At 30.1% G+C, this 12,913-nt stretch carries 11 protein-coding genes; 9 read left to right on the top strand and 2 right to left on the bottom strand.

What is annotated here, in order from left to right:
* Positions 1–47: 47 nt before the first annotated feature.
* Positions 48–521, bottom strand: coding sequence for a 23S rRNA (pseudouridine(1915)-N(3))-methyltransferase RlmH (gene rlmH, locus V7R38_RS11220; RefSeq protein ID WP_015479918.1), 474 nt, complete (start codon positions 519–521; stop codon positions 48–50).
* Positions 522–580: 59 nt separating this feature from the next.
* Between rlmH and nadC the strand changes: the two genes are divergently transcribed.
* The 5 genes from nadC to folE all read left to right on the top strand — a co-directional run bounded on the left by nadC (position 581) and on the right by folE (position 5,239).
* Positions 581–1,438 carry a carboxylating nicotinate-nucleotide diphosphorylase gene (nadC, locus tag V7R38_RS11215; protein WP_334058474.1) on the top strand — a complete coding sequence of 286 codons (858 nt, stop codon included), beginning with the start codon at positions 581–583 and terminating at the stop codon, positions 1,436–1,438.
* Positions 1,439–1,446: 8 nt separating this feature from the next.
* The gene (locus V7R38_RS11210; RefSeq protein WP_334058472.1) at positions 1,447–2,016 is read left to right on the top strand and encodes a pentapeptide repeat-containing protein; all 570 of its coding nucleotides are present in this window, start codon (positions 1,447–1,449) and stop codon (positions 2,014–2,016) included.
* Positions 2,017–2,022: 6 nt separating this feature from the next.
* On the top strand, positions 2,023–2,967 hold the full coding sequence (locus tag V7R38_RS11205) for a YihY/virulence factor BrkB family protein (RefSeq protein ID WP_334058470.1): 945 nt from the start codon (positions 2,023–2,025) through the stop codon (positions 2,965–2,967).
* Positions 2,968–3,067: 100 nt separating this feature from the next.
* The gene (hisS, locus tag V7R38_RS11200) at positions 3,068–4,432 is read left to right on the top strand and encodes a histidine--tRNA ligase (RefSeq protein WP_334058469.1); all 1,365 of its coding nucleotides are present in this window, start codon (positions 3,068–3,070) and stop codon (positions 4,430–4,432) included.
* Positions 4,433–4,570: 138 nt separating this feature from the next.
* Positions 4,571–5,239, top strand: coding sequence for a GTP cyclohydrolase I FolE (gene folE, locus V7R38_RS11195; protein ID WP_015479923.1), 669 nt, complete (start codon positions 4,571–4,573; stop codon positions 5,237–5,239).
* A gap of 55 nt (positions 5,240–5,294) precedes the next feature.
* Here folE and V7R38_RS11190 read toward each other — a convergent pair whose 3' ends face one another.
* Positions 5,295–5,699 carry a hypothetical protein gene (locus tag V7R38_RS11190; RefSeq protein WP_334058468.1) on the bottom strand — a complete coding sequence of 135 codons (405 nt, stop codon included), beginning with the start codon at positions 5,697–5,699 and terminating at the stop codon, positions 5,295–5,297.
* Between the two features lie 133 nt (positions 5,700–5,832).
* Here V7R38_RS11190 and V7R38_RS11185 point away from each other — a divergent pair, with 133 nt between their 5' ends.
* The 4 genes from V7R38_RS11185 to V7R38_RS11170 all read left to right on the top strand — a co-directional run bounded on the left by V7R38_RS11185 (position 5,833) and on the right by V7R38_RS11170 (position 12,841).
* Positions 5,833–6,366 carry an RNA polymerase sigma factor gene (locus V7R38_RS11185; RefSeq protein ID WP_334058467.1) on the top strand — a complete coding sequence of 178 codons (534 nt, stop codon included), beginning with the start codon at positions 5,833–5,835 and terminating at the stop codon, positions 6,364–6,366.
* Positions 6,363–6,974 (top strand): HEAT repeat domain-containing protein, encoded by a 612-nt coding sequence (locus tag V7R38_RS11180; protein ID WP_334058466.1) that lies wholly within the window; start codon positions 6,363–6,365, stop codon positions 6,972–6,974. The genes V7R38_RS11185 and V7R38_RS11180 overlap by 4 nt, the downstream gene beginning before the upstream one ends.
* A gap of 4 nt (positions 6,975–6,978) precedes the next feature.
* Positions 6,979–7,917, top strand: coding sequence for a hypothetical protein (locus tag V7R38_RS11175; RefSeq protein ID WP_334058464.1), 939 nt, complete (start codon positions 6,979–6,981; stop codon positions 7,915–7,917).
* A 181-nt stretch (positions 7,918–8,098) separates the two neighbouring features.
* Positions 8,099–12,841 (top strand): glycosyl hydrolase, encoded by a 4,743-nt coding sequence (locus tag V7R38_RS11170; protein ID WP_334058463.1) that lies wholly within the window; start codon positions 8,099–8,101, stop codon positions 12,839–12,841.
* Positions 12,842–12,913: the final 72 nt, after the last annotated feature.

Below are 12,913 nucleotides of genomic sequence, written 5' to 3'. Positions count from 1 at the left end.
AACAAAGTTACAAAGTTTTTGCTCCTTTTTAAGAAGATTAATAAGGTCTACTCATGATGATAGGGTTCATTCTTTAAAATGGTGAAACCTCTATACAATTGTTCAACAATAAAAAGACGAATCATTTGGTGAGAAAACGTCATCTTAGAAAGCGATATTTTACCTTGTGCTTTTTGATATACAGCATCAGAAAATCCATAAGGACCGCCAATAACTAAAACCAATTGTTTCAAACCAGCATTCATCTTCTTTTGTAAATATTTAGAAAACTCGATAGAAGTAAAATGCTTTCCTTTATCATCTAACAAAACCAAAACATCTGTATTTTGTAGTTTCTTTAAAATTTGTTCGCCCTCTTTTTCTTTCTGCTGAAGTTCGCTTAAATTTTTAACATTTTTAATGTCTGGTATAATATCTAACTCAAACTTTATATAGTGTTTTAAACGGTTTTGATACTCATCTATCAATAATGATAATTGTTTATTATCTGTTTTTCCTATCGCTAAAAGTTTAATTTTCATGTGTCAAAATTACGAATTATGACGTTTGAATTACTATTTTTACATCACAATTAAATGATATGATTACAGAAGCACAAATTAAAAACGAGTTAGACTTAATTATAAAAAATGCTATTAGAGAAGATATAGGTGATGGAGATCATACCTCACTTTCTTGTATTCCTGTAGATGCAGAAGGCAAAGCAAAGTTATTGGTTAAAGATACAGGAGTTATTGCTGGTGTAGAATTTGCAAAACAGGTTTTTTCTTATGTTGATGCAGATTTGCAAGTAGAAACTTTTATTACGGATGGTGAAAATGTAAAATTTGGCGATATTGTTTTACATGTTTCTGGTAAATCTAGATCTATTTTAATGGCAGAACGTTTGGTGTTAAATGCCATGCAAAGAATGTCTGCAATAGCAACTAAAACTGCATTTTTTGCTAACCTGTTAAAAGGCACAGGTACTAAAGTTTTAGATACCAGAAAAACAACACCAGGAATTAGAGCTTTAGAAAAATGGGCAGTGAAAATTGGTGGAGGAGAAAATCATAGATTTGCCTTGTATGATATGGTTATGATAAAAGACAATCATATAGATTTTGCTGGTGGAATTACAGCTGCAATAACTAAAACTAAAATATACTTAGCTGAAAAAAACTTAGATATTAAAATTATTGTAGAGGCTAGAAGTTTAAAAGAAATTGAGGAAATTTTATCGAATGAAGGTGTTTATCGAATTCTTATTGACAATTTTAATTATGAAGATACTAGAAAAGCAGTTGCATTAATTGGCGATAAATGTTTAACAGAATCTTCAGGAGGAATTAATGAAGATACGATTAGAAAATATGCAGAATGTGGAGTAGATTTTATTTCTTCAGGTGCTTTAACACACTCGGTTTATAATTTGGATTTGAGCTTAAAAGCCCTTTAAAATAAGTGATGTTAGACTTTTTTGATAATGAAACTTTTACAAAAGTTGATTTTACGAAAACTAAAATCAGCAAAGGAGAATATGATAATTGTACATTTACGAATTGTAATTTTGAAAGTGTACATGCCTCAAACATTCAATTTGTGGAATGCGATTTTATAGATTGTAATTTTAGCAATACAATTGTCACCAATACTGCATTTAAAGAAATCTCATTTTTAAATTGCAAAATGATTGGTGTAAAATTCAATGAATGTGATCCTTTTTTGCTTCAATTTAGTTTTAAAGATTGTCAACTAAATTTTAGTTCTTTTTATCAATTAAAGATTCCGAATACTAAATTTATCAATTGTAATTTAGAGGAAGTAGATTTTACTGAGAGTATTTTAAGTAATGCATTCTTTGATAAATGCAATTTAAAAAACACCACTTTTGATAGATCTAATTTAGAAAAATCTGATTTTAGAACGTCTGCAAATTTTAGTTTTAGTTTGGAAGAAAACCAAGTAAAAGGTGCAAAATTTAGTAAAGAAAATCTTGTTGGTCTTTTATCAAAATATAAAATTGTTATAGATTAGTGGTATATGTCTAAAATTGCCGAAGATAAATTTGATAAAATTCCTGTGGTTAACTCTTTAGTTAAGCTAGGAAAAAAAATTAAAGTGCCAGGTTTAAATGGCATGTCTTTGTACGATGTTTTAGAAATGTATTTGATAGGCATTGTGGAAGGAGCTTTAACTACAAGAGCAAGTGGAATTGCTTACAGCTTTTTCATGGCTATTTTTCCTTTTCTTTTATTCATTTTAACCTTAATACCTTATGTACCTATAGATGGTGCTCAAGAAGGTTTACTTTCTATTATTAGTGATGTTTTGCCACCCAAAACTTTTGATGCTGTTGATACAGTTATTATTGATATTATCAACAATCAATATGGAGGTTTGCTATCTTTTGGTTTTATAGGATCTATTTTTTTAATGACTAATGGTGTAAATGCAATTTTTGGTGGATTTGAATTTTCGTATCACGTAAAAGAAATTCGTAATATTTTTAGAGCCTACTTTATAGCCATGTTTGTGTCTTTTGTAATTGTGGCTTTTCTATTAATAACAGTGGTTATAATCATCTTTTTTGAATTGATTTTAAAAGATTATGTAACCCTAGCTTGGTTAGAAGATAATTTAATTTGGATTCAATTAGTACGTGGTTCCATTTTCTTAGCCATGATATTTATTACAGTTTCTATGCTTTATCATTATGGAGTAAAAGAAGGTAAATACTCTAGATTCTTTTCTCCAGGAGCTGTTTTTACAACAGTTTTATCAGTATTGTCATTTTACCTTTTTGGCTTTTATGTTACTGAATTTGCAAAGTACAATGAGTTGTATGGCTCTATAGGAACCTTGTTAATTTTAATGCTATTTATTTGGCTAAATGCCATTATTCTTCTTTTAGGTTTCGAGTTAAACGCATCTATTTATTCTTTGCGTGTTCGAAATAAAAGCAAAGCTAGCCCTGAAAATTTGTAAGATTTTCACGATATTTGCACTTGCAAAAAAGTATCCATAAACAATACTTAGATTTTTTATTTACAAACAATGAATAACTAAATATTGATAACTGAATTATATGAAACCAAGCATTCCAAAAGGAACTAGAGATTTTTCACCAACAGAAGTAGCCAATCGTTCTTATATCATGAACACTATTAAAACTACTTTTGAAACTTTCGGATTTCAGCCCATAGAAACTCCGAGTTTTGAAAACTCATCAACTTTAATGGGTAAATATGGTGAAGAAGGTGATAGGCTTATTTTCAAAATTTTAAATTCTGGAGACTTTCTTAAGAAGGCAGATGCACAATTATTGGCAGATAAAGAAAGTACAAAGGTAACTTCACAGATTTCTGAAAAAGCTTTAAGGTATGATCTTACTGTACCTTTTGCAAGGTATGTAGTTCAGCATCAAAATGAAATCACGTTTCCTTTTAAACGTTATCAAGTGCAGCCTGTTTGGAGAGCAGATCGTCCTCAAAAAGGTCGTTTTAGAGAGTTTTATCAGTGTGATGCAGATGTAGTAGGTAGTAAATCTTTATGGCAAGAATCAGAGTTTATACAATTGTATGATACTGTTTTTACCAAATTAGGTTTAACAGAAACTACTATAAAAATTAATAATAGAAAAATCTTATCTGGAATTGCAGAAGTAATTGGGGCTCAAGATAAACTGATTGATTTTACTGTTGCTTTAGATAAGTTAGATAAAATTGGGCAAGCTAAAGTAGAAGAAGAAATGCTCGCAAAAGGTATTTCTGAAGAAGCTATTCAAAAAGTCCAACCTTTATTTAATTTTAAGGGTTCTAATTTAGAAAATTTATATGCTTTAGACCTTATGTTAGCTACTTCAGAGGAGGGATTGCAGGGTGTTAAAGAATTAAGATTTGTAATAAATGCAACTACAGAATTAGGCCTGCAATCTGCAAATTTAGAGGTAGATGTAACTTTAGCTAGAGGTTTAAATTATTACACAGGAGCAATTTTTGAAGTTTCAGCACCAAAAGGCGTGAAAATGGGTTCTATTGGAGGAGGAGGAAGATATGATGATTTAACTGGTATTTTCGGAATGAAAGATGTTTCTGGAGTAGGAATTTCTTTTGGTTTAGATCGAATTTATTTAGTGCTGGAAGAACTGGGTTTATTCAAATCTGTAGATTTACCTAAGCCTAAAGTATTGTTTATTAATTTTGGAGATGCTGAAGGTTTGTATTGCATGAAAGCCATTTCTGAACTTAGAAAATACAATATTAAAGCAGAATTATATCCAGATGCTGCTAAGATGAAAAAGCAGATGACCTATGCTAATAACAGAGCAATAGAATATGTGGTTTTAGCAGGTTCTCAAGAAGTAGCACAAGAACTGTTTACATTAAAAAATATGATTACTGGAGAACAACAACATTGTTCTAAATCAGAATTGGTAAATAAATTGCAATAAAGATTTCTTTTAAGAGGCAGTAGTTGTCAATAATTATACATCAATAATGATTATTGATACAAAAGAGGATAAAATACGTTGCAAACACGTAAATTTGCAAAATAATTACGTTTCAATAAGTTTGAATTAAATACCATAATGAACGAAGAAAGAATTGAAGAAATAGGAGAAAACCACGTAGGTACTTCTGCAAAAACTCCATTAAGAGCAGATGCTTTTGATATTTCTGATGATGAAAAAATAAAGAGAATTGAAGAAAGTGTTAAAGATATTTTAAACACTTTAGGTATGGATTTAACAGATGATAGTTTGCAAGGAACTCCGAAAAGAGTGGCTAAGGCTTTTGTAAATGAAATCTTTATGGGTTTAAATCCGAAACACAAACCAAAGGCATCTACATTTGATAATAATTATAATTATGGTGAAATGTTGGTAGAAAAAAACATTGTGGTTTATTCTACTTGCGAGCATCATTTATTACCTATCATTGGTAGAGCACATGTTGCTTATATATCAGATGGTAAAGTAATTGGTTTATCTAAAATGAATAGAATTGTTGAGTACTTTGCAAAAAGACCTCAAGTTCAAGAGCGTTTAACAATGCAAGTTGTACAAGCAATGCAAGAAGCACTCGGTACAGATGATGTAGCTTGTGTTATTGATGCAAAACATTTATGTGTAAATTCAAGAGGAATTAAAGATATTGAAAGCTCTACAGTAACTGCTGAGTTTGGTGGTAAGTTTAAAAATAAAGAAACAAAAAGAGAGTTTTTAGATTATTTAAAACTAGAAACAGAATTTGATTGATTTAACCATAATCATTATTAAAAAAAAGAGCTTGTATATTTATACAAGCTCTTTTTTATTGGGCAATTTTATATTTTAATTGAAGCTTACCTATTTCATTTTGAAAATCAGATTCAATTTTTGCAAGCTCAATTTGATGCTTAGCTTTTATCTCATTTATAAGTAATTCGTATTTAAGTAGTGTTTTATTTACTGCTTCTGCATACTTATTTTTATTTATATATAATTTTATTTCATTAGAACCATATTTGGTTTCTAGATCAATCAATTCTTGTTTCATTTCAAAACTTAATTTTTCATTCTCCTTTGTTGTTGAATGATTTAAAGCTGTGGACTTTGTCTTTAACCTATATTCTAAAACATTGTATTCCTTTTTAAATTTTAATAAAGCCATTTTATTAGTTTGACTAAAAACAGATAGCGATATAAAAAATAATATTGTTGTAGTTAATACTTTCATTTAAATAGATTTTTTATAAAAATAAGAATTTGATTGACGATTTAAACTATTTTTAGAATTAATCTATATTTTTTGCGACACTTTTAAAATTTTCACGTTCTTATAGTGTAAACAAAATCAACCAACTAATTTTTTGAATACCAAACAACTCATACAAGAATGTAAATCTAACAATTACCAAGCCCAAATTCAGGTTTATAATGCTTATAAAAATATGATGTTTGGAGCAGCAGTAAGAATTTTAAAGAGTAGAGAAGAAGCCGAAGATATAGTTCAAGATTGTTTTATAAAAGCATTCGAAAAAATATCTCATTTAAAAGAGGATGCAAATTTAGGTGCTTGGTTAAAAAGAATTGTAATTAATAAATCTATTGATGTTTCTAAAGCAAAACACAAATTCATAGTATCTGACGAATACGATGCTTTAGAAAAAGAAGTAGAAGAAATTAATGATAATTTAGAGCAAACTCCATCAATAAAATTTGTTAAAGAATGTATGGCTAGTTTAAAAGATAAATACAGTATTGTGCTTTCTCTTTATTTGATAGAAGAGTATACTCATAAGGAGATTGCAGAAATGCTAAATACCAAAGAAAGTACTATTAGAAATCAATTTAGAAGAGGAAAACAACAACTATTAAAATTGATTAAAAAACAAGGTTTATGAAATTAGAAGATTTTATTAAAGACAATAAAAGCTCCTTTTCAAATGAGCAAATGTCTAAAAAAGCTGATGCGAATTTTGAGGAAATGTTAAAACAAAAATTACATCAACCTAAAAAAAGTAGAGTTGTGTATTTAAGATATATGTCTGTAGCTGCCTGTCTTGCAATCATATTTTCTTTTGCGTTTTGGTTTACAAACAAAGACTCAATTTCTAAAGAAGAACAACAATTATTGGCAAACTTAGATGCAGATTCAGCAGGAAAACGTTTAGAAGGTGTTTATGCTTTTAATGATGAATATCAAAAAGAAGATACTAGAATAATAAACAGACTAATTCAAATTTTGCATCAAGATGAAAATGCAAATGTAAAAATTGCAACGATTGATGGTTTATTGCAATTTCCAAAAAATGAAAAAATAAGAAAGAATTTAATAACTGCTCTAGAGAATGAAGATAAACCTTTGGTGCAAATTAAATTAATAAAAGCATTGAGTATTTTAAGAGAAAATCGTGCACAAAAACCTCTTGAAAAAATCATTAATAGTAAACAAACGTATCCTATAGTTAAAAATAATGCAACATTAGCTATGGCAAATATTAATAAATAATATCATGAAAAATATAAAATTAATTTTTACAGTAATATTTCTAATTGGGTTTAGTGCGTTGAATGCACAAGAGAAAAAAATAAAGTTTAATAAAGGAACTTTAAGAATTTGTTCCTCTAAACAGTTTCAGATAGAGGGTTATGATGGAGATGAAGTTGTTATTAAAAGTTTACATGAAAAAAGAGAAGAAAACTCACCTTGGGTTGTAAGGGGATATGCTAAATCAAAAAATTTAGCGAAAGTAAGTTCTACAACTATTAAAGGAAAAGACTCTTTGTCCTCCTCAAATTTTGTATTTTTTAATATAGATAATGATAGAAAAAAGGGACTTAAGAAGTTAGGTAAAAAGAATCAAAATGCTGATTTGGGTATTTATTTTACTATAGAGGAAAGAGATGGAGAACTGCTTTTCAAAGACCAAAATCAAGTTCGTTTTATTATGGCAAGCAATGAAAGATATTTGGTGAAAATTCCAAACACAATAAAACTAAATTGGTCTACAAATAATTGTAGTGAAGAATCTAAGAATAGTCAAGTTCGATTTTTTAATTCAAAAGCCTCAAGTTTATCATATTTTAAAGGAGAGGTAGAAATAACATCTACCCTTAATAATATGAAATTGAAAGATGTTTCTGGTCCTGTTACTGTAAATACAATTGGAGGAAATGTTACTATCGAATTTGAAAAAGAATATCCTAAAGGTATCTTTTCTATATACAGTAATAACGGATTTATAGATGTTCAAATTCCTAATAAGTCTAGTTTACTTATAGATGCTATTGGTAAATCTGTTTATAGTGATGTAGATTTTAAGGTGTTAGAAGAAAAAGAAATGGATGATTTTGGTCATATAAATACTAGAATGAAATTAAAATATAACACAGGTATGTATAAGATGAAATTAAATAGTGGTTATGGAACTGTTTATTTAAGAAAACTATAGTTTAATTAAGTTATAACAAAAAAACCGTTTAGATATTTCTAAACGGTTTTTTGTTTTTTATAAAAGCATTAAGAATACGTTTAAAATTATGGTTTGTATGGTTTTTGTATGGCTTAATATTTTCCATTATACAAACTATTCAGTTAGCTTTACAAATAGCGTATTCATTTAATTTATTCTTATGTTAAAATATTTTCTTAGTGCACTAATTATTTTTATTAGTTTTTCAATAAACTGTCAAACAACACAAGTTGGTAGTGGTAGTTATACAAATTCACATCCTGGAACAGATGAAGCAGGTAGAAATGGTTTTCCTTCAGGTACACCACAATTGTCTGGTAATGCTATAGGTAAACCAGTTCCAACAAATGACTGGTGGTCTAAGTTAGTTAAAGAGAATCATGCAGATAATTTATTCAATTATCCAATGACAATGAAAACTACAAATACAGGTTTAATTGTTACATATATTCCTTGGGGAGTTATTGGAGATTCTGCTCCCATAGAAGTTAGTCTTCAAGGTTTGTCTACAGATAAAACCACAGTTTCTGATTATTCAGATTGGACAGTTACAATGAATTGGAAAGATACAGACAATGAAATGAATGTAACTTCAGGAATTGGTATGCCATTTTTATATTACGAAAAAGATGCAGATGATGTTGTGGAAATAAAAGTGAATTCAGGTTCAGCAACTGTTAATAATGAAGTGTTAATTATAGAAAACGCATCTGGAGATGAAGATTTTGTATTCTATGCACCAATTGGTAGTGTATGGAATCAATCAGGTGCAACCTATACATCAACCTTAAATGGTAAAACGTACTGGTCAATGGCAATGTTACCACAAAATACCAGTAATGTAAATGATGTAGTTGAAAATCTAAAAAAGTATGCTTACGTTTTTCCAACAAATACTGCTACAAATTGGAGTTTTGATGAAGCAACATCTAAAGTGGCTACAACTTTCACAGTTACCACAGATGTTAAAGAAGGATCTAACTCAAATATGTTACTAGGCTTATTGCCTCATCAATGGTATAATACAAGTACTAATTCTCCTGTGCCAAGTTCTTATACTTATGCATCTGTAAGAGGTGAGTTAAAAATGTTAGAAGGGAACAGCTTTACAGTAGAAAATACATTTAAAGGAATTTTACCAACAATACCTTATTTAGCAAATTACAGCACAGGATTTAGTCCTGCTGAGCTAGAGAGTAAAATTTCTCAAATTGAAAATGATGGTTTAGCAACTTGGACGGATTCTTACAATGAAGGTCAAGTTATGAATCGTTTAATTCAAACAGCTAGAATTGCTGATCAAACAGGAAATACAGCTGCAAGAGATAAAATGATAGCCACTGTTAAAGAGCGTTTAGAAGATTGGTTAAGTTATGAGTCTGGAGAAAAGGCATTTTTGTTTTATTATAATGATACTTGGTCTGCTTTATTAGGTTATCCTTCAGGTCATGGCCAAGACACAAACATCAATGATCATCATTTTCACTGGGGATATTTTATTCATGCTGCTGCTTTTATGGAACAGTTTGAACCTGGTTGGGCTTCACAATGGGGGCCAATGATAAATACTTTAATAAAAGATGCAGCTTCAACAGATAGAAGTGATTCCTTATTTCCATTTTTAAGAAATTTCAGTCCCTATGCAGGCCATAGTTGGGCCAATGGCTTTGCAACTTTTCCTCAAGGAAATGATCAAGAATCAACTTCAGAAAGTATGCAATTTGGATCGTCTTTAATTCATTGGGGAACAATCACAGAGAACGATGCAATAAGAGATTTAGGAATATATATTTATACCACAGAACAAACAGCCGTAGAAGAATATTGGTTTGATGTTTATGAACGTAATTTTCAATCATCACAACAATACAGTTTAGTATCTAGAGTTTGGGGTAATTCTTATGATAATGGTACTTTTTGGACAGCAGATATTGAAGCAGCTTATGGCATTGAGATGTATCCCATTCATGGAGGTTCTTTTTACCTAGGGCATAATCAACAATATGCACAGAAATTATGGGCGGAAATCGAAGCAAATACAGTTGTTTTAAATAATCAAGAACATCCAAATTTATGGTACGATACTTATTGGAAATATTTGTCAATGTCAAACCCACAAAAAGCAGTCGATTTATATAATGACTATCCAGAAAGAAGCTTAAAATTTGGTATTTCTGATGCCCAAACTTATCATTGGCTACATTCTGTTAATGCAATGGGTGTTGTAGATGCTACAATTACAGCAAATTATCCTATTGCAGCAGTGTTTAAGCAAAATGGAGAAACAACATACGTTGCGCATAATTATTCTGATACAGAAATTACGGTTTCTTTTTCAGACGGATTTCAATTAACGGTTCCTGCAAATCAAATGAAAACAAATAGAGATTTAGATGTCTCTGGAGTTTTATCATCAGATTTTGCCCAAGCTTTTCCAAATGGTAGTGTAAATTTAACAGCCACTGTTTCTGGAAGTGGAATTACTAAGGTTGAGTTTTTTGATGGAACAACCTCTATAGGTGAAGACGCATCAGCTCCATACGAACTTAAAGCAGCTAATTTAGGATTGGGTGTTCATGGTTTTTATGCTAAGGTTTATGTAAATAATCAATTTAGTGTTACCAATATTGTTGAAGTACAAATAGGGGAACAAGTACCTTATTTAGGCACTCCTAATAGTATTCCTGGTGAAATTGAAGCAGGCTTTTATGATAAGTTTGAAGGTGGAATTGGGCAAGGCATTACTTATGTTGATACGTCTGTAGGAAATAATGGAGATTTTAGAACAGAAGAAAATATAGATGCCATTTCTGTGAACGGAGAAGGAGCAACGATAGGTTGGATTACTGCAGGAGAATGGATGGAGTATACAGTTGATGCACAAACTGCTGGAGTTTATGATCTAAGTTTTAGATATACATCTGGTAATGAAAGTGGAGGAGGTCCTTTTTATTTTGAAATTGATGGCACTAAAATAAGTCCAGATATATCTGTGGGTTATACTTCAGATTGGGATGCTTGGCAAACTAAGAATGTTTCTGATATTCAGTTAACTAAAGGTGAAAATGTGTTGAGATTATTTATAGAAAATGGTGAGTTCAATTTAGGTAAAATGACATTTAGTTATAAAGAGGCATTGCCTTTTGTTCCTCCAGTTGCTAATGCAGGTACAAACGTTTCTGTGATACTACCTGATTCAACTGCAATGCTAGATGGTTCTGCAAGTAATGATCCTGAAGGACAAAATATAACTTATAATTGGGAGCAAATTTATGGGCCTTCAACGATCATTTTTGATAACAATACAATTGCTTCACCAACTATTTCTAATTTGGTAGAAGGTATTTATAAATGCAAATTATCTGTAGATGATGGAACTTATCAAGATTCTGATGAGGTTTTGGTAATAGTTTCAAATAATGGAAATGTAAATCCAACTATTTCAATTACAGCACCAAGTAATAATGCTGCTTTTAAAGAAGGAGAACAAATTACTATTTCAGCATCTGCTAGTGATTTAGATGGTACAATTGCTTTAGTAGAGTATTTTAGTGGTACTACAAAGTTGGGTGAAGTTTCTAACTCACCTTATAATTTTGTTTGGGATAATGCAAGTATTGGTTCACATCAAATTAAAGCTGTAGCTACCGATAATTCTGGGGCAACAACTACATCAGAAGAAATTTCAATTACAGTATCTGAAGAACAAAAATGTGAAGAGGTTTCCTCTGAAGCAAGTCAAGGAAGTTTTTCACAAGGATATCGTGTGTCTTTTGAAACCATAGGAACTTCGGTTAAAATTCAATTTGAGTTGTTAGATACAGATAAAAATGGTGTCGTAGCTTATTTATGGAAACAAACTCCATTTACAGAATCTCAGATGAATCAAGAATCAGGGAATATATTTTCTAGTACAGTTGGTGGTTTATCAATAGGTGAAACTATTAGTTATGCCTGTAAATTTGCTTATGCAGGTGGCTTATCTGCTACTAAATATTTTAATTATGTTGTTGGGAATAGTTGTTCAGGTAGTAATTCTGATACAACTCCTCCAGATAATTTTACAGCAAGTATTGGCAATGTGAGTGCATCAACAGTAGAAATTTTGTTAAATGCAACAGATGATTCAGGAAAAGTAATTTATGACGTTACTTTTGGCAATAATACTGAATCTATAAATAGTGATTCAGGAGTTCAAAAATCAATAGTGATAAGTGGTTTAACAGCAGATACTTTATATGATTTTAGTGTTTCTGCAAAAGATTTATCTGGAAATGAGGCTGCTAATAATTCAATAAGCTTACAAGCAACCACGTTAGAAAACACAAATTCTGAATGTTCAGGAACAGAAAGTGAAGCAATACAAGGTGAGTTTTCTTTAGGTTATACTTATGAATTTATCACAAATGGCTCAGAAGTTACTTTTACTTTTGAATTGTTAGATACTGATAAAACAGGAGTTGTGGCTTATTTATGGAAGCAATCTCCATTTTCCGAAACTCAAATGAGTGCTGAATCTGGTAATCGATTTTCAACAACTGTAAGCGGATTTTCAGTAGGTGAATCTATTAGCTATGCTTGTAAATTTGCTTTTGCTGGTGGTTTAGCAGTTACTAAATATTTTAATTATACTGTTGGTGAAAGTTGTTCTTTAAGTACTGCAGAAAATGTTTTAAAATCTGCTTTAAAGATGTATCCTAATCCTGTGATTAATGAATTAAATATTGTTTCACAAGATGTTGCACTTTCAAAAATAGAAATCTACTCAGTAATTGGTAAACGATTAAAGGTTTACAAAAAAGAATTAAATAAAATAAATCTCGAAGACCTTTCTAGTGGGTTGTATTTAATAAAAGTATATGCTGATGGCCTTAGTTATACTGCTAAGTTTATCAAAAAATAGGTAAAACATCTAGTTACTGCATTATATAAAAAAAACCGTTTAGAGATTTCTAAACGGTTTTTTTAAATGTAT

The organism is Polaribacter sp. P097 (assembly GCF_036864555.1).
GTDB lineage: Bacteria > Bacteroidota > Bacteroidia > Flavobacteriales > Flavobacteriaceae > Polaribacter.
This window is presented reverse-complemented; position numbering and strand designations above follow the sequence as displayed.

What these genes read in the sequence shown, in the direction of transcription:
- V7R38_RS11205 (WP_334058470.1), top strand. Translation starts at nt 2,023, where the DNA reads ATGTCTAAAATTGCCGAAGATAAATTTGATAAAATTCCTGTGGTTAAC.
- V7R38_RS11170 (WP_334058463.1), top strand. Translation starts at nt 8,099, where the DNA reads ATGTTAAAATATTTTCTTAGTGCACTAATTATTTTTATTAGTTTTTCA.
- rlmH (WP_015479918.1), bottom strand. Translation starts at nt 521, where the DNA reads ATGAAAATTAAACTTTTAGCGATAGGAAAAACAGATAATAAACAATTA.
- hisS (WP_334058469.1), top strand. Translation starts at nt 3,068, where the DNA reads ATGAAACCAAGCATTCCAAAAGGAACTAGAGATTTTTCACCAACAGAA.
- V7R38_RS11180 (WP_334058466.1), top strand. Translation starts at nt 6,363, where the DNA reads ATGAAATTAGAAGATTTTATTAAAGACAATAAAAGCTCCTTTTCAAAT.
- nadC (WP_334058474.1), top strand. Translation starts at nt 581, where the DNA reads ATGATTACAGAAGCACAAATTAAAAACGAGTTAGACTTAATTATAAAA.
- folE (WP_015479923.1), top strand. Translation starts at nt 4,571, where the DNA reads ATGAACGAAGAAAGAATTGAAGAAATAGGAGAAAACCACGTAGGTACT.
- V7R38_RS11210 (WP_334058472.1), top strand. Translation starts at nt 1,447, where the DNA reads ATGTTAGACTTTTTTGATAATGAAACTTTTACAAAAGTTGATTTTACG.
- V7R38_RS11175 (WP_334058464.1), top strand. Translation starts at nt 6,979, where the DNA reads ATGAAAAATATAAAATTAATTTTTACAGTAATATTTCTAATTGGGTTT.
- V7R38_RS11190 (WP_334058468.1), bottom strand. Translation starts at nt 5,699, where the DNA reads ATGAAAGTATTAACTACAACAATATTATTTTTTATATCGCTATCTGTT.